General features: G+C 44.1%; 15 protein-coding genes. 6 read left to right on the top strand and 9 right to left on the bottom strand.

Features of this window, described 5'->3' with window-relative positions; genetic code table 11:
• Positions 1-46: 46 nt before the first annotated feature.
• Positions 47-2,044 carry an NAD-dependent DNA ligase LigA gene (gene ligA, locus F597_RS0101620; RefSeq protein WP_019537962.1) on the top strand — a complete coding sequence of 666 codons (1,998 nt, stop codon included), beginning with the start codon at positions 47-49 and terminating at the stop codon, positions 2,042-2,044.
• A 38-nt stretch (positions 2,045-2,082) separates the two neighbouring features.
• Here ligA and F597_RS0101615 read toward each other — a convergent pair whose 3' ends face one another.
• From F597_RS0101615 to F597_RS0101605, 3 genes are all read right to left on the bottom strand, one after another.
• The gene (locus F597_RS0101615; RefSeq protein ID WP_169337959.1) at positions 2,083-2,568 is read right to left on the bottom strand and encodes a hypothetical protein; all 486 of its coding nucleotides are present in this window, start codon (positions 2,566-2,568) and stop codon (positions 2,083-2,085) included.
• Positions 2,569-2,685: 117 nt separating this feature from the next.
• The gene (locus F597_RS0101610) at positions 2,686-3,576 is read right to left on the bottom strand and encodes a coiled-coil domain-containing protein (protein ID WP_019537960.1); all 891 of its coding nucleotides are present in this window, start codon (positions 3,574-3,576) and stop codon (positions 2,686-2,688) included.
• 181 nt (positions 3,577-3,757) lie between these two features.
• The gene (locus tag F597_RS0101605; protein WP_019537959.1) at positions 3,758-4,672 is read right to left on the bottom strand and encodes a glutaminase; all 915 of its coding nucleotides are present in this window, start codon (positions 4,670-4,672) and stop codon (positions 3,758-3,760) included.
• 247 nt (positions 4,673-4,919) lie between these two features.
• Here F597_RS0101605 and F597_RS0101600 point away from each other — a divergent pair, with 247 nt between their 5' ends.
• Positions 4,920-7,136 (top strand): S46 family peptidase, encoded by a 2,217-nt coding sequence (locus F597_RS0101600; RefSeq protein WP_019537958.1) that lies wholly within the window; start codon positions 4,920-4,922, stop codon positions 7,134-7,136.
• On the opposite strand, the gene F597_RS0101595 is transcribed toward F597_RS0101600, so the two are convergent.
• Positions 7,126-8,331 (bottom strand): ROK family transcriptional regulator, encoded by a 1,206-nt coding sequence (locus tag F597_RS0101595; protein ID WP_019537957.1) that lies wholly within the window; start codon positions 8,329-8,331, stop codon positions 7,126-7,128. The two genes, F597_RS0101600 and F597_RS0101595, sit on opposite strands and share 11 nt — an antisense overlap.
• Before the next feature lie 337 nt (positions 8,332-8,668).
• Between F597_RS0101595 and F597_RS0101585 the strand changes: the two genes are divergently transcribed.
• The 4 genes from F597_RS0101585 (at position 8,669) to F597_RS0101570 (ending at position 13,847) form a co-directional block, all read left to right on the top strand.
• On the top strand, positions 8,669-10,870 hold the full coding sequence (locus F597_RS0101585) for a sodium-translocating pyrophosphatase (protein WP_019537955.1): 2,202 nt from the start codon (positions 8,669-8,671) through the stop codon (positions 10,868-10,870).
• Positions 10,871-11,134: 264 nt separating this feature from the next.
• On the top strand, positions 11,135-12,133 hold the full coding sequence (locus F597_RS0101580; protein WP_019537954.1) for a malate dehydrogenase: 999 nt from the start codon (positions 11,135-11,137) through the stop codon (positions 12,131-12,133).
• A gap of 361 nt (positions 12,134-12,494) precedes the next feature.
• Entirely contained in the window at positions 12,495-12,842 is a 348-nt protein-coding gene (locus tag F597_RS0101575) for a type II toxin-antitoxin system MqsR family toxin (protein WP_019537953.1), read from the top strand.
• A gap of 39 nt (positions 12,843-12,881) precedes the next feature.
• Entirely contained in the window at positions 12,882-13,847 is a 966-nt protein-coding gene (locus F597_RS0101570; RefSeq protein ID WP_221406081.1) for a type II toxin-antitoxin system antitoxin SocA domain-containing protein, read from the top strand.
• A gap of 430 nt (positions 13,848-14,277) precedes the next feature.
• On the opposite strand, the gene F597_RS0101560 is transcribed toward F597_RS0101570, so the two are convergent.
• The 5 genes from F597_RS0101560 to F597_RS0101540 form a co-directional block, all read right to left on the bottom strand.
• Positions 14,278-14,805 carry a DUF1858 domain-containing protein gene (locus tag F597_RS0101560; protein WP_019537950.1) on the bottom strand — a complete coding sequence of 176 codons (528 nt, stop codon included), beginning with the start codon at positions 14,803-14,805 and terminating at the stop codon, positions 14,278-14,280.
• Positions 14,792-16,027, bottom strand: a complete 1,236-nt coding sequence (locus F597_RS0101555) for a DUF438 domain-containing protein (RefSeq protein WP_019537949.1) — start codon at positions 16,025-16,027, stop codon at positions 14,792-14,794. Before F597_RS0101555 ends, F597_RS0101560 begins: the two co-directional genes overlap by 14 nt.
• Positions 16,028-16,063: 36 nt before the next feature.
• Positions 16,064-16,393 (bottom strand): cupin domain-containing protein, encoded by a 330-nt coding sequence (locus F597_RS0101550; RefSeq protein WP_019537948.1) that lies wholly within the window; start codon positions 16,391-16,393, stop codon positions 16,064-16,066.
• A gap of 302 nt (positions 16,394-16,695) precedes the next feature.
• Positions 16,696-17,589 (bottom strand): IS3 family transposase, encoded by an 894-nt coding sequence (locus F597_RS0101545; RefSeq protein WP_019537947.1) that lies wholly within the window; start codon positions 17,587-17,589, stop codon positions 16,696-16,698.
• Positions 17,586-17,885 (bottom strand): transposase, encoded by a 300-nt coding sequence (locus F597_RS0101540; RefSeq protein WP_019537946.1) that lies wholly within the window; start codon positions 17,883-17,885, stop codon positions 17,586-17,588. The genes F597_RS0101545 and F597_RS0101540 overlap by 4 nt, the downstream gene beginning before the upstream one ends.
• Between the last annotated feature and the right edge of the window lie 49 nt (positions 17,886-17,934).

Raw genomic sequence — 17,934 nt, 5'->3', positions numbered from 1 at the left:
AATGAATTTTTCTCCGCATTATCTTTGTCAATAAAAACTATCAATAATGGAATCAGTCAAACAGCAGATTGAATCGCTTCGCTCCCAACTGCACGAGCATAATTATAATTATTACATATTATCGCAACCTACGATCTCCGATTTTGAATTTGACCGGTTGATGCGACAACTGATGGAATTGGAAGCAGCATACCCTGAATATTATGACCCTAATTCGCCATCAGTACGGGTGGGAAGCGATATTAACAATAATTTCACACAGGTGGTTCATCGTTTTCGCATGCTTTCGCTTCAGAACACCTACTCTGAAGCGGAAGTGACTGATTTTTACAATCGTGTGAAGAGGACACTGAACGAAGAGTTCGAGATAGTGTGTGAGCTCAAGTTTGACGGGACTTCTATCTCTTTGGTCTATGAAAACGGTCGGCTGACACGGGCGGTGACCCGTGGAGACGGATGGAAAGGAGACGATGTCACCGCCAATGTGCGGACTATCCGTAATGTGCCGTTGGTGTTAAAAGGGGTTGATGTACCTCCTTATATAGAGGTACGCGGTGAGATATTGATGCCGTGGAGTTCTTTTGATGCACTGAACAAAGAGCGGGCTGAACAGGAAGAACCTCTGTTTGCCAATCCGCGCAATGCCGCTTCGGGTACCCTGAAAATGCAGGATTCCCGGGTGGTGGCTTCCCGTAAGCTGGAATCCTATATCTATTCAATGTTGGGTGATTCCCTCCCGTCTCGCAGCCATTTTGAGAATATGACCCTGGCCCGCAAATGGGGATTGAACGTATCAGACACTATGAGAAAATGCAGTACCCTGGAGGAGATCTTCACTTATCTGAAAGAGTGGGATGTTGCACGAAAGACACTTCCGGTGATTACCGATGGAGTTGTACTGAAGGTAGATTCACTGACACAGCAACGGAATTTAGGGGCTACCTCCAAATTTCCCCGATGGTCTATCGCTTTTAAATTCAATGCGGAACAAGCGGTTACACGCCTGGAGTCGGTTTCCTATCAGGTAGGACGGACAGGCGCCGTTACTCCTGTTGCCAATCTGGAGCCGGTATTGTTGTCCGGCACTACAGTGAAAAGAGCTTCTCTTTACAATGAAGATGCGATCCTTGCCCTTGACCTGCATATTGGCGACAGGGTCTATGTGGAGAAAGGAGGAGAAATCATTCCCAAGATTACCGGTGTAGATAAGGAAGCTCGTTTCTTATTGGGTGATAAGGTTACTTTTACCCGCAAATGCCCTGATTGCGGAACCCCTTTGGTGCGCAATGAGGACGAGGCCGTCTATTACTGTCCCAACAGTGAGGGATGTCCCACGCAGATAAAGGGGCGTATCGAACACTTTGTCACCCGTAAAGCCATGGATATCACCATAGGTCCGGAGACTATCAATCTGCTCTATGAGAAAGGATTGATCCGTGATGCTGCCGATCTTTACCTGTTGCGGTTCGAAGACCTTGCCTATTTGGAGCGTTGGGGAGAAACAAGCGCCAATAATTTACTGGAAAGCATAGAGAGATCGAAATCAGTACCCTATGAACGGGTTCTATATGCCCTGGGTATCCGCTTTGTGGGTGAGACCGTAGCGCAGAAACTGGCACAGGCATTTCCGGATATCGATCAGTTGGCTCAGGCGACTGTGGAGCAACTGATCACTGTGGATGAGATCGGCGAGCGGATCGCACGAAGTGTGACCGCTTACTTTGTTAATCCCCTCTATGTTAATTTTGTCCGGAGGTTGCGGCAGTACGGTTTACAGTTTGCATTGAGCGAAGAGGTACTGGCTGCAAAGACTGATAAATTGAAAGGATTATCTATCGTCATCAGCGGAACATTCGAACTTCATTCGCGGGATGAGTATAAGGCTATGATCCTGCAAAACGGGGGAAAGAACAGCGGATCAGTTTCGAAAAATACTGACTACATTCTTGCCGGAGAGAATATGGGACCGGCCAAATTAGAAAAAGCAGAAAAATTAGGTGTGAAAATTATTGACGAACAGGCTTTTCTGGAGATGTTGCAATAGACCGGGTAGTTCACGCTATCCCATGATCCCGTTTTACCCTACTTGTTATTATAGGCTTTAACCAGCCGATCGGTTCTTTCGTGTCTTTTCCTGTTACGGGTACGTATTGGATCGAAATCCCGGCCGGAAGGTTTCACTATTTGGCCGCCGGTGGGGATTATTTGCATATTTTTTCCAACAAACTCATACCGAACCGATCCTGCCGGTCGTTGATTGATTGGAGGAGCATTGGTGACAGTCGTATTTATGTGTATTTTGTATTTTTCCGGGGGATTAAGTAGCTGGATCTTGTCTCCTCTTGTAGGAAGCCTGGTTGTAGGAGATACTTTGAGGATTTCTCTGTCTTGCTCTGGTAATATTTGGGGAGAATGTTGATATTGTTGCTGCCCGGGTTGTTTTTCAGGCGTAATGAGTGACTGACGAAGTCTTTTTTTCATTTCATCATTCAAATCCTGTGCATGTAATTCCGTTACGATTAATCCGAATAGTATACACAAAGGTACCAAACAGGAAGCATTTTTCATTTGTCCATTGTTATTACCGGAAAGGGGGCAATTACTAATATAGATGCCTGTATTCCGGAAATGCTGCATGATTTTCCGTTAAAGAAATTTATCGGAGTGTTAAAACGACGAAAAATGCTAATCTTTCATATCGAAACTATACGAACCGATATGATGTCCGTCGGCAAAGATATCGGCTTTGTAAGTGCCGGGCATCAGAAATTCTTCAATATCCCAGTACATGGTGACCGGTATTTCTTCGCCTCCGTATTCTACGATGCGTTTCATAGAATAGAGGATATTTCCGTTCTCATAAGGGAATGTGTTGGACGGGCTTTTTGAGAGGACTGATCCGTCGGGTGTCATCATGCGGACGTATATGGTGCGCTCTCCCGGCTCTGCAGTGATATTACGGGCAATAGTGAAGGAAACTACAAACTGCGTACTCCGGCTCAGGCGCGACTGTTCCCTGCCTCTGTCGTTTACCGCTTTGGCGCTGATATTTGTGGCAACCAATTGCGCTGCCAGCGATACTCTTTCCGAGAGTTGTTCCCGCTCCTGAGATACCTGCCTGAGGGTTTGAGTGGTTTTCTGATATTGATCGGTAATCTGTCGGTTTTCTGCACGTAGTTGCTCATTGAGCCTGTTGAGCGAATCAATCTGCTGCACATAGGAACGAAGAATTTTGCGCAATGTGGCCAGCTCATCCTTCAGTCGTTTGATTTCAGCCTGATCGCTCGCTTTGGTCATTCGAAGCTCTTCCTGTAAACGAAGCACCTTTGCCTGTTCATTCTCCAGTTTATACAACAGCGAGTCGTTCTGGACACTGAACTTAAACCCTTCGTATTGCAATGAAATGGCTTCATATTCATCCTCCAGTTCCTGTTTATCGATAGTGAACTGTTCCTGCATCTCACTCATCTGTGTATTCCTGGTGATGAGAAATCCGATGAGAATAGCCATCACAATGACGAGTACACCTATTACGGCAATCAGCTGTGGCGTTCGTTCTTTTAAGTTTATCTTCATCTAAGTGCTTATTTTCCAATCGACCGCAAAAATAACCCTTTTCAGGCTAAAGCCCAATGATTCACCGACCTTTTTTGTAAATTTAAGAATTAATCGTCTCTTTACCGTCTGAGAACTATGGATGACATTTAGAGCCGTTGGGGCCGTTTTTATTCCCCCGATGATAAAAGTCTATGCGTCGTTAAAAAATAGAAGAACTGGTTCTGGAGGTGAACTCTTCCAGGAACAACATGCCCTTGAACGAATTTCCTTTTTTGTTGAGGCGTGGACTCCATACGGCAATGGTGTACTTTTCCGGATGGACTGCCACGATACCCCCACCCACACCACTTTTTCCGGGTAACCCAACTTTAAAGGTGAACTCTCCGGCTTCATCGTAAAAGCCGCAGGTCTGCATAAGCGCATTGACTCTTTTGGTGCGGCTGACAGAGAGTATTTGTTCGCCGGAAAATGGAACAATCCCGTTGTTGGCAAGAAAGAGAAAAGATCGGGAAAGTTCTTTACAACTCATCTCAATGGAGCAGATATGGAAATAAATATCCATCACCCTGTCGATATCATTTTTGATGTTGGCGAATGATTTCATCAGGTTAACCAGGGCATAGTTTCTGTAACCGGTTTTTTTCTCCGATAACGCTACTTTAGAATTATAGTTGATACTATCCGCTCCCGTTATTCTGTGGATGAACGACAGGATATTTTCTTTTGGAGAAGCCAGTTCACTCGCAAGAATATCACAGATCACAATGGCTCCGGCGTTGATAAACGGGTTACGCGGTATACCTTTGTCATACTCCAACTGAACCAGAGAGTTGAACGGTGTACCCGCCGGCTCTAGCCCGGTGCGTTTCCAGATACTGCTCTTTATACGTGAATAAGCAAGAACAAAGGTGAATACTTTGGCTATACTTTGAATGGAAAAGCGCTTTTCTGCATCCCCGAAAGCAAATTCTTCACCTCCGACAGTTGTGAGATGCACGCCGAACTGATCGGGATTTACATGTGCTAACTCAGGGATGTAATCGCCTACCTGTCCGGGGTCTTCTACCGACTGCAACTCACTGTGAATTTCCTGAAAGAGTGTTTCGTAATGCATTTTATTGTGAAGATTAGAAATAAGAATTTAGAAAAAAGAACTTAGAATTAGAAGCGCTGATCTATAAGAACTAAGCATCAGGCTTACGTTTCAAAGATAGGGAAAAGCTGGAATTAATTACCTTTTTATGGCATTTTTTCTTAACTTTATCGACTCAAACGGGAAATTAATGTGGAAAGGTGGAAAAGGTGAATTTGATAATTCTCCACTTCTCCATTTCAGACTTCTTAGTTCTAAATAAAATCATATGAAGAAATTGGTGTTATATCTGCTTCTGTGTTGCTCATTTATCTTTACTGCTTCTGCCGATGAGGGGATGTGGATGCTCCATCTGTTGAAACAACAAAAGTTAGCCGAGATGCAGAAACTTGGGCTGGAACTGGAGGACTACGATATTTATGATCCTGACGGTATTTCATTGAAGGATGCAGTCGTCTTTTTCGGAAGAGGATGTACAGGAGAAGTAATCTCGTCAGAGGGATTGGTACTCACCAATCATCACTGTGGGTATGGGCAGATACAGAATCATAGTTCTTTAGAAAATAATTATCTGGATGACGGTTTCTGGGCAATGACCAGAACCGAAGAACTTCCCAACCCCGGGTTGACTGTTGCCTTTATCGACCGTATGGAAGATGTGACCGATTATGTGAAACAGTGCCTTGAAAGGGATAAAAAGCAGGATACCGATGGTGTTTTCTTTCTTTCGCCCTCTTATCTTAACCGGATTGCACGGGAGAAAGCAGGAGAGGAACTCCTGGCCGTCCCCGGTACCGAAGTGGAGATAAAGCCTTTCTTTAACGGTAATCAATACTATATGTTTACCAAAAAGATCTATTCTGATATTCGCCTTGTTGGTGCTCCGCCGAGTTCCATCGGCAAGTTTGGTGCCGATACCGATAACTGGATGTGGCCACGCCATACGGGCGATTTTGCGTTGTTCCGTATCTATGCTGACAAAGAGGGAAATCCGGCCGATTACTCGCCGGAGAATGTACCGCTAAAACCCAAACGATGGTTGAAAATATCTGCCGGAGGGGTTGAAGAGAGCGACTTTGCGATGATTATGGGATTTCCCGGTACAACCCATAAGTACTATACCTCATGGGAAGTAGCCGAACGAAGAGATATCGATAACAGGGTACGTATCGATATGCGGGAAGTGCGCCAGAAGGCTATGTTGGAGGAGATGCTGAACGATCCGGCTGTAAAGATCCAGTATGCAGCTAAATATTCCGGCTCCACCAATGCCTATAAAAATGCCATTGGTACCAACTGGGCTATTGATATGCGCGATTTCGAACAGTTGAAGCTGGAACAGCAGAATCGTTTGTCGGAATGGGCAAAAAATAATCGAAAACCTGAATATATTGAGGCGCTGAAAGAAATTGAACGAATAGTTGATGAAAGAGCCGATCTACGTTACAGAAGCTGGATGCTCAATGAAGGAATCATACGGGCTGTGGAATTTGCCAATGTGCCTCAAAGGGGATGGAATATGCTGACACAAGCGGTGGACAGTGCTGCGGCCGAAGGGGCGGATTCCAACGTTCCGGATGGTATAGAGGACGCAGTCCTGCAACTGGAGCAGGATTATAACTTATTTGCCGATAAAGATTACAATATTGATGTAGATAAAAGGGTTTCTGTGGCCATGCTCACCGAATATACCCGGTTGATTGGCATTGAAAAACAACCTGCTTTCTTCAATATTCTTTATACCCGGTTCAATGGGGATGTGGAGGCATTTATTGATTATATTTTTGATCGGTCTCTATTTGGAAACAGGGAGAATTGGGACTTGTTTTATTCCGATCCCCGGGCGTTCATCTCCGATAAGGCTAAGATGGAGCAACTGAGGAATGATCCTATGTTCCTGTTTGCCCGTTCGGTGACCGAAGAAGCACTTTCGCTCGGCACTCAACTAAGTAAATACGATGTACCGTTCTCCCTGGCGCGCCGTACCTATATGGAAGGGATTCTTGCCATGGACGGACCCTATACCCATTTTCCCGATGCTAATCTTACATTGAGGCTTACTTACGGGCAGGTGAAAGGCTACCAGCCCCGTGATGCGGTCACTTATGCCCATCAGACCACTCTGAAAGGTGTGATGGAAAAAGAGGATCCTGATAACTGGGAGTTTGTTGTGGCGGAAAAACTGAAAACTCTTTACCTGGAAAAGGATTTCGGTAGCTATGCCCTGGCCGACGGTAATATGCCGGTCAATTTCGTGGCTACTACCCATACTACAGGCGGTAACTCCGGAAGCCCTGTGTTGAACGGTAAAGGAGACCTGATCGGGATCAATTTTGACCGGAACTGGGAAGGAGTAGGAGGGGATATACAGTATTTACCCGATTACCAGAGAAGTATCATCGTAGATATCCGATATGTGCTTTTTGTGATCGATAAGTTCGCAGGAGCCGACCATCTGATAGAAGAGTTGGAACTTATTCGTTAAACAGGCGGCTTCGGGCAATCATGCAGGCACCGATGATCCCGGCCTTATTCTTCAGTTTTGATGTCACGATCCGGGTATCTTTATTGACCAGATTCAAGGAGTGTTTTCTGATGGAACTCCGTATGGGTAGCATGATAAATCCTTCTGTTTCGGCTACTTGTCCGCCAATAATTACCAACTCCGGATTGAAGATATTGATGAGGCCGGCAATATATTTACCCAATTTATACCCCACCTCTTCCACGATCTCGATACAGAGAGGATCTTCCATATTGGTGGCCTTGATAATGTCGGTAAGGGTGAGTTTATTGATATCTTTTATCTGCTCTGTGAGGAGAGTACTTTCTCCTTTCGAGATACGCTCCATCACCATTCTGTGTATTGCTAAACCGGATGCTTCTGTTTCGAGGCATCCTTTTTTCCCGCAATGACAGAGAATCTCATTCTCGAAAATCGGAAAATGGCCGAATTCACCGGAAAAACCTGATTTCCCGTAATAGGGCTTGCCGTCGATAATAATACCAATACCCAACCCCCAGGAAATATTTACAAAAATGACATTCTGTTCCCCTTCCGATACACCCTTCATATACTCGCCATAGGCCATGGCACGCGTGTCGTTATCAATTCCTACATTGTAATTTAACTTTTTTGTAAGTGTTTCACTGATAGGGTTTTCGCTGAAATAAAAACTGCTGTAACTATATCCCGATTCGGGATTTACACGGCCTGAGATATTCAGGCTGATGTTGAAAATCTTTTTTTTGAGTTCTCCGGTCTTGTCAATAAATTTCTGGATGTGGTCGCAAAGAAGATCAAATGATTCCGTTGTATTTTCATAAGTGTAGGGAATACTCATCTGATATTCAACTATATTTCCAGTAAAATCCATCAGAGCTATGTTCAGGTGATGCCGGCTCATATCCACTCCTACAAAATAAGCGGAAGTAGGATTTAATCCGTACACGCTCGGATGTCTCCCGCCGGTCGTCTGAATCTTGCCGAACTCGGCTATCAATCCCTGATCCTTGAGTTCGGCTATAAATTTGGTTATAGTGGGTACACTGAGGTCGAGCTCTTTGGATAATTCGGCGATGGTGTCATTCCCTGTAGTGATAAAGTGATTGATAATGTCTTTCTTTATCTGAACATTTTTCGGGCTTTTATCGCTTTTTAAAAGAAAATTCTTTACCATGATATATCTGTTTAGTATGCAAATCCAGATCACTCTAATCCATTACTGTGAAACTACTCGTCCTGGGTGGACGAGTTTCTGCAATGAAAACAAACAAAGATATGAACTTTTTCGTTAAGCGAGTGCAGAACAAATTTATTTGTTTTGCCGAGAGTAGAAAAAGCCTAATGTAATTGAAAAAAATGATCTAATAAGGGTAAAATATAAAGAAATCTTTGTGATATGCCTTTCCGATCTTTTCTTTTTTGGTACTTTTGTACGAAATAGTGATAATGCCTTTTTTAGTGACCTGGTTTATGGAATAGAAACATAACATTAAACTATAAATAAATAATCTATGAATTACTTTTATCTTGTACCAGTCGCCTCTATTGTGGCGCTGATTTTTGCATATTACTTCTTTAAGAGAATGATGAAGGAGAGTGAGGGCACGGAGAAAATGAAAACCATTGCCCGTCACGTTCGAGAGGGTGCCATGTCGTACCTTAAACAACAGTACAAAGTGGTGACCGCAGTATTTATTGTGCTGGCTCTTCTTTTTGCTGTCATGGCCTTTTTTGGCTTACAAAACAACTGGGTGCCGTTTGCTTTTCTAACCGGCGGTTTTTTCTCGGGACTGGCGGGTTTCTTCGGAATGAAGACAGCTACCTATGCATCGGCCAGGACAGCCAATGCTGTACGCCGTTCGTTGAATAGCGGGCTGCAGGTCGCTTTCCGGTCGGGCGCCGTGATGGGGCTTGTGGTAGTAGGGCTGGCACTGCTCGACATCTCTGCATGGTATCTGATCCTGGATCACTTTGTGGAGGATGCCGATGCCGGGCATAAGTTGATTATGATCACTACCACCATGCTTACCTTCGGGATGGGGGCTTCTACACAAGCCTTATTTGCCCGTGTAGGCGGCGGGATCTATACCAAGGCAGCCGATGTGGGTGCCGACCTGGTGGGAAAGGTGGAAGCGGGTATTCCTGAAGATGATCCTCGTAATCCGGCTACCATTGCCGATAATGTGGGAGACAATGTGGGAGACGTGGCAGGAATGGGTGCCGACCTCTATGAATCTTATTGCGGCTCTATCCTTTCCACGGCTGCATTAGGAGCATCGGCCTTTATAATGAATCCATCGATGCAGAAGAATGCCGTATTTGCCCCTATGATTATTGCCGCCATTGGTGTGTTTCTTTCCATTCTTGGGGTCTTTTTGGTAAGGACCAAAGAAAATGCTTCTGTAAAACAATTGATGGATTCCCTCAATAGAGGGGTGAATGTGAGCGCGATCCTGATCGCCGGTGCCACATTTGGTATATTGTACCTGCTGGGTTTCACGAACTGGTTGGGCTTGTCCTTCTCCGTAATCGCCGGTCTCCTTGCCGGGATTATCATCGGGCAGGGCACTGAATATTTTACATCACATTCATACAAGCCGACAAGAGGTATTGCTGCCAGTGCCCAAACCGGCCCTGCTACAGTAATCATCTCCGGAATGGGAACAGGGTTTATATCCACGGTAGTGCCGGTGGTTACCATTGTGTTGGCTATTGTGATTTCCTACCTTTCCGCCATTCGTTTCGATGTGCAGAATATGATCTCTGCAGGCAACCTGAGTATGGGATTATACGGTATCGCCATTGCTGCGGTGGGGATGCTCTCCACACTGGGAATCACCCTGGCTACCGATGCTTATGGCCCTATCGCCGATAATGCCGGTGGAAATGCGGAGATGAGCGGGCTGGAGCCGGAAGTGAGAAAGCGTACCGACGCGCTGGATGCATTGGGAAATACTACTGCCGCTACCGGCAAAGGATTTGCCATAGGATCGGCGGCACTCACCGGACTGGCGTTACTGGCATCCTATATGGAGGAGGTACGGATCGGCATGCTTCGCCTGGGTGACGATGTGCTTGAATTGGCAGACGGAGACACAGTGGAGGTGGTCAAAGCCAGTTTTGTCGATTTTATGAACTATTTCCAGGTTACATTGATGAATCCGAAAGTACTCGCGGGCATTTTCCTCGGATCGATGATGGCCTTCCTTTTCTGTGGACTCACGATGAATGCCGTGGGCAGGGCGGCACAAAAAATGGTGGAAGAGGTACGCCGCCAGTTCCGTGAAATAAAAGGGATAATGACAGGAGAAACTACGCCCGACTATGCACGTTGTGTGGCTATCTCTACCAAGGGGGCACAGCGGGAGATGTTGTTGCCTTCGCTGTTGGCTATTATCATACCCGTATTGACCGGTTTGATTTTTGGTGTAGCCGGAGTAATGGGACTGCTGGCAGGCGGTTTGGGTGCCGGTTTCGTGCTTGCCGTCTTTATGGCCAATTCAGGTGGAGCCTGGGATAATGCAAAGAAATATATCGAAGAAGGTCATTTGGGCGGAAAAGGAAGCGAAGCACACAAGGCCACTGTGGTGGGTGATACTGTCGGTGATCCGTTTAAAGATACTTCCGGCCCCTCCCTCAATATCCTTATCAAGCTAATGAGTATGGTGGCGATCGTGATGGCCGGTTTAACAGCAGCATGGAGCCTCCTGTAGGTCGTTCCTTTTTAGGGTTTATTATTAGTTGGGATGCCTTTGGGTTCGGTAACATTTTGTATATTTGCAGAATATAGGATGCGCCTCGGAAAAGTTCAACAAGTTAGACTATTCCTGCGTTCGGCAAAACGAGTAAACTCGTTCTGCGCTCTCTTAACGGAATAGTTCAAGCAAGCTTGGCTTTTCACTCGGCTTTCGCTATATTTGACGCTTCAAATTACACTTTTACAAGAGGTATTATTAACATTCAAATATAAATCAATTATGAGCTTTCTGACGAACGACAAATTAACGATTGTAGGAGCTGCCGGCATGATCGGTTCCAATATGGTGCAAACAGCTGCCATGATGCGTTTAACGCCCAATATCTGTCTTTATGACCCGTTTGCACTCGGTCTCGAAGGGGTAGTGGAAGAGATGCGTCACTGCGGTTTCGAAGGAGTAAACTTCACCTACTCCACAGATGTGAAAGAAGCATTTACCGGTTCCAAATACATGATCTCTTCAGGTGGTGCACCCCGTAAAGACGGGATGACCCGCGAAGACCTGCTGAAAGGTAATGCTGAGATCGCTGCACAACTCGGAAAAGATATCAAGGCATATTGTCCCGACCTGAAACATCTGACCATCATCTTCAATCCGGCCGATATTACCGGATTGGTAGCACTGATCTATTCAGGCCTGAAGCCGTCACAGGTGACTACCTTGGCAGCATTGGACAGCACCCGTCTGCAAAGCGAGTTGGCAAAACATTTCGGTGTTGAGCAGAGCAAAGTTACCGGTGCCCGCACTTATGGCGGTCACGGCGAACAGATGGCTGTTTTCGCTTCTACTGCTAAAATAGATGGTAAACCGCTTACTGAACTTATTGGAACAGACGCGCTGACTAACGAAGCATGGGCTGAATTAAAAACACGCGTAACCAAAGGTGGTGCCAATATCATCAAACTGCGTGGCCGTTCTTCTTTCCAGAGCCCTTCTTATACCTCTGTTGAGATGATCCGTGCTACTATGGGTGGTGATGCTTTCCGTTGGCCGTCAGGATGCTATGTAAACATCCCCGGATTCGAACATATCATGATGGCGATGGAGACTACACTTGACAAGAACGGTGTTTCTTTTGGTGAAGTGAAAGGTACCGATGCCGAAATCGCTGCACTGAAACAGAGCTACGGACACCTGGTGAAACTGCGCGACGAAGTGATCGCTATGGGTATTATCCCGCCGGTAGATCAGTGGAACAGCGTAAATCCGAATCTGTAAGAAAAGGAAGTTTGCCCTAATATTATACAGTATAGTTAAAAAACCGGCTCTGAAAAGGGCCGGTTTTTTCATATATGGAGCATATTTTCCAATTATCTTATTATGAAATCAAATCCATGTTAATAAACATTTCTTCAGGTTTATTTTGTAGATTTGCAAGAAGAAAATAATTTATACCAAATGGCTCAGATTTACGATAATATTCAAACAATTAAATCTCGGATTAAAGATTGATATAATTGAATGAAAAAAACCTTGCGCTAAAATAGATTTTTTAGTTGATAATACTCGTATATATAAATAAAATATCAACTTTTTAGTTGTATATATAAACATTATACTATATCTTTGCGTTACCATAATGAGAACCAGACAAGACGTTGAGAAGTTCTTGGAAGAGATCAGGACCAAAGAAGCTTGCGGTTTGATAACCTTTATGTTCCTGAACCAGCGGGAAAAGAATGCGCAAGCATTGCTTGATTTGGATATACCTCCGGATAAGCGGAAGGAAGTAATTTTACAATTGAAGGCTGAAGATTTCTACAGAATAGAAGAAGGAGTCTATCACGAGCAATACGAAATGGTGGCTTTCGGTAAAATAGTAAAAGGTATTGAAGTGTATATAAAAATCTCTGTCACCAAAAGAAACGTAATATGTATCTCATTTCATAAAGCGGAGCATCCCATCATCTATCCTTTTAAAGATTAAAGTTGAATAACAATGTTAAGTCCGTTTACAGAGAAAGAAATGTTCGTTCGGAAGGAATGGCGTGATATGACATTCCGGAAAGAAACGTTCAAGGTATGTTTTCATACATGGAAGTGTGAAGATACGGGTGAAGAGTTCGAAGATGAACATTTCGCGCAATTGAATTACAATCAGGTCATCAATCAATATAGGGAGAAATATAATATTCCCTATCCCGATGAGATAAAATCCATACGGGAAAAATATGATCTATCGGCAATAAAAATGTCGCATGTTTTGGGATTCGGAGACAACACATACCGGCAATATGAAGCGGGAGAGGTGCCTACCCAAGCCAATGCCCGATTGATTCAAATGGCTGCCGACCCGAGAAAATTTCTCGATATGATTGATCTTTCTCACGCATTGGAAGGTAGTGCTCTGGAAAAAGCAAGACGCAATGCGGAAAGATTGATTGATAAGGCTGATAAGGAAGAAGCAGTAGTCAGAAACTATCTTTTTGACGGTAAGCGGCGAAGTAGGTTCACCGGATTTGGCAAGCCGAATTTTGAGAAATTTGTGGAAATGATTATATATTTCTGCACCAATCAACGACCGTGGAAAACGAAATTGAACAAGTTACTGTTTTATGCGGATTTTACCTTTTTCAAAGAATATGGTGTCTCCATAAGTGGATCGGAGTATTACGCGATTGATATGGGCCCTGTCCCAGATAATTTTAATAGTATTTTTGAACATCTGACAAAAACTGATCTGTTGAAAGTGTATAACAAAATATTCTCTGATGGGGGAGTGGGGGAAAGGTATCTTCCTGCAAGAGAGTTCAATGATAAGTTATTTGAAGAGCCGGAACTGAAAATACTACAAAGTATTAATGACAAATTCAAAGATTTCTCTACCCAGGAAATGATTGATTTAAGCCACGAAGAGATTGGTTGGCAGCAGAGTTCCGACGATTCGCATCGTCCAATTGATTATTTATATGCATTTGAGTTAAAGAATTAGTACTCCCATGTAATTTGCCCTTTCCTGGAAATAATGATTTACTGAAATTGCCAAAAACAGCTTTTTTGAGCAGTAGGAAAATTTCTCCGATAGCCATACTGAGCAACCCATCATATTGGTTATGGGGAGGGTGCTTTACAAACAAATCCCCGATCTTTTGCAAAATCCTTTGAAAGAGAAGCGACTTCTACTTATTTCACCTGTTTCGCAGACGATAATGCGTCAATCCCGACAAAGTTGTTTTACCCGAAACAATTATATCATTGAGATAGCAGATAAAGTTGTCTTCGGGTCTTTAGACGAAAAAGGGAGTCTATATCGCTTGTATCTCGAAGCCAAAGCGAAAGGTAAGTACATTCAAATAATAAGTAAGATATAGGTAATCCTTTTTAATAAGATAAAACTTTTTCTGATGCGAAAGTTATCCAAATCATCTTTTCACAAAGGTCCTGACCAATTCCTTTTCCGGTGTAAGCATTGTAACCTTGAATCCCTTACTTTGCAGTAGGTTGATCAATGGAACCGGAGGAAAAGGAGAGATCAGTTCCATACATTCTCCGGGCAACAACTTTTCAGCCTGTGAAATAACCAAATCTTTGGGATGATCCCCTGCTTTGATGATCGGGCGTACATCCAGGGTAAATACAACGGACGTTTCGGAGATTTCGTGTGAGAAAGGAACAGACACCTCTTCCCCGTCAGGACAAAAATCTTCCCCCAATTCAGGCATTCCGGCTTCTTTCCGTAATGTGTTTACCATGTCTACTACATTGACATTCCCCACTTTGGCGGCCTGCTGCAGCGAAGTTACTTTAGCCACTGTATTTCGTGGCACCGGGTTTTTCAGTGCTGCGAAAGCGGGTGAGAACTGAAGAATGATCCCCTCTAATTCCGGATAATTCTTCAGTAGTTCAGCCACCTTTGTGTCGGGTGTGATATCTATTCTATCTCTGCTCATACGATAACAAACGTTGGTCGCCTTCCAGCTTTCGCATGGTGGTGATATCCTGTGTCACCTCCACTACACCGAGGTATTCACCTTCTTTCCCGCGGACGGCAGAATATTCGATGTAAATAAAACGTCCCTGAAAATTCGACATCCAGAAAACAGCCTTGTTCTCTTTCCCGCTTCTGAAATCGGTGAGTATCTGCTCCACTATATGTACACTGCCGGGCGGGTGGCACATCCGTACATCGCGGCCAATGATGGACCGGTTGCGTTCGAAAACGCGGTTGGGACTGTGCGAGAAGAAACGTACCTTGTCGTTCTTATCTACAAAGGTGATGTCGATAGGTAAGTGCAGGAACAGAGCCTCTAACTCGTCCAGATTAAATGCGCCTGAAGAGAGACGGATGGCATCGGCTGTCACATATTCCTGTTTTTCCACCTTCACACCGCCCGGCGCCCATTCATCCTCCGGATCGATCAGGCAATAACCAAATTCCGGCGTCTCCTGATAGATTTTGTACCATTCATCTTCAGTAAGCGTATCCATAGACATCGGCAAGAGAATCTCCTCCTCTTTCATGATCATTCCGGCAATCATCTCTACCGTGTGGTCAAGCACCAACTGTATAATCGATCTTAACTCTTCCGCTCTGGAAATAGGTGATGCAAGCGCTTCATGCGAATTTTTTAGTAATTCTCGTGTCTCATCATGTTTACCCCACATCACTTTGGGCGGCCCGGTGATCAGGTGTTTTTCCAGAAACGGGAAAAGTTGATACTCCTTCCGTTTGTAATGCTTGTCGATATCGGAGAAGTTGTTGAAGATGGTACGCAGTTGAAGTACATATCCCGTCACTTGTGCATCGGTGATATCCGCAATCTTTTTCTTTATCTCTTCGTATGCCTCGATCTGTTGGCGGATAGCGATATTCTCTTTCTTGAAAGTGTCTACCGGATGGCCTGCAGGTATTTGTTTTGCCCCTTGCTGGTCGATGCTCCCGTCGAGTACCGCCGTATGCAGGTCGCAGAATTCAAGTATCTCCTGTTCGGTAAGTGCATTGCTGTTGATCAGTTCCTGCTCTACCTCCACTACTTCGTGGTAGGGAATGCTTTTCAGCACTTCAATCATCCGTTGGCGCAATATTTCGGGATTGTCCCCTTCGTGCAGCCTGAGAAGGAGATGACGCAGCATCTCTTTGCGCTGCGTTGAGTTATTGATGAATTCGCTCATATATAAAGTTTATTTTACCGGTCAGTTTCTACCCTTTTATTCTTCTCCGCGGATCATAGTCAGCAGCATCTTGAAGCGCTCAACGGCTGTCAGAGCATGGGGTATATTAGCCGGCATGATGATGCAATCTCCTTTTTTCAGAAGATGCGGTACACCGCCAATCCGTATTTCAGCTTCTCCGTCCAGTATCTGTACAAAAGCGTCGTAGTTTGCGGTATGTTCGGTCAGCCCCTGGTCTTTATCGAAAGAGAAGAGAGTGATATTCCCTACTTTGTTTTTGGTGACTTGTTTGCTGACTACCCCGCCGGAAGCGTAATCTATCGATTCTTCGAGGGCGATGACTTTTGATTTTTCGTATGTTGCCATAATCTCTGTTTTTATTTGTTATTTGTGGGGGACATTTTCATCCTGTTGTATTTACTGGAAAGATCCCGTCTATACTTTTTGATTTGATAAAAATATCTCATGTTGCTCACAAAAATACTATTTAGAATCAGTATAAATTGTAACCGAAGTTACATAAACTGTGGTTTAATGTATTTTAATATGATTTATCGGGTGATTTTGATGTGATTTGTAAGGTGATTTTGATATAATCTGTCGGGTGATTTTGATTCTTTTTGACAACAATACTGTACTGGAATTGCCAACTTATTTGAGACAATAAGTTAAGCAACATTTTTAATTAATTGTTTTTTAATATTGTACTGTTTCCAAAATTCATCAATAGTCAAATTACCCAATGCTGAGAATCTTCTTTTATGATTATACCAGGATTCAATATATTCAAATACATCCAAGCACATCTGCTCTTTTGTTTTAAGCTTGGTACCATAAATCAACTCGGTTTTGAAAGATTTAAAGAAACTTTCAGCCACCGCATTATCCCAACAGTTGCCTTTCCCGCTCATGCTTTGCTCTACCCTATGGTACTGCAACAAATTAACGGTCTGTTTGCAGGCATATTGAATGCCCCTGTCAGAGTGAAAGATCATCCCTTCTTTAAACGGTCTGTTTCGGTTGGCCATCCTGATAGCCGGTATGACAGTGCCGGAAGCAGTCAAATTATCGCTGATAGACCACCCAATGAGTTTTCGATCAAAAAGATCAATCACGCACGTAAGGTAAAGGAATCCATCCTTACAGCAGATGTAAGTAATGTAGGACACACAAGCCCTCATTGGTTCTTTTTGATTGAACTCACGGTTAAGCAAATTAGGCGCTACATTGTAATTGTGGGATGCATCAGTGGTTACCCTAAACTTCTTAGAAAGCTTGCTGCGCAATCCCATATTTCTCATATGACGGGCAACAGTTGTTCTGGAAACATTGACTCCGGATGCTTGCAAATCTTTAGCCAACCTGGGACTGCCGTTGCGCCCCTTGGCATCGAAGTATGCATCTTTAATCTCTCGGCTAAGTTCCATATGCTTTTGTTCTCGTTTATTTATAGGGTTCTTAATCCAACGGTAATAACTGCTGCGAGATACACTCAATACTCTGCACATCATCCCAATCGTCCACTCCCTCGAGTTGTAATCCTTTATAAATTGATAAATCAACGATCGCTCGTGGAGATGATGCCTAAGGCTTTTTTTAATATGTCACGCTCTGTTTCAGCCTCTTTAAGGCGTTTTTCCAGTTCTGCAACCCTTCCGGCTTCTCTTTCACGAGAACGGACTCCGTTGCCCGGGAAACTGCTTTCCCCACGTTCCCGGTACTCTTTGCACCAGCGATACAATAGTGCAGGTGATATGCCCAATTCGTGTGCGAGTTCGGAAACATTCTTCCGCTCGAAACTTAATTTGACGGCATTATCTTTAAATGCCTTGTCATAATGTGTTCTTTGTTTTCTCATACTTTGACAAATGTAAGTTTTTTATGCTTAACTTTTTGTCCCAGCAAAG

Origin of the sequence: Proteiniphilum acetatigenes DSM 18083 (assembly GCF_000380985.1) — a bacterium.
Classification (GTDB): Bacteria; Bacteroidota; Bacteroidia; order Bacteroidales; family Dysgonomonadaceae; genus Proteiniphilum; species Proteiniphilum acetatigenes.
The sequence above is the reverse complement of the archived record's forward strand: the minus strand, read 5'-3'. Positions and strand labels throughout refer to the sequence as shown.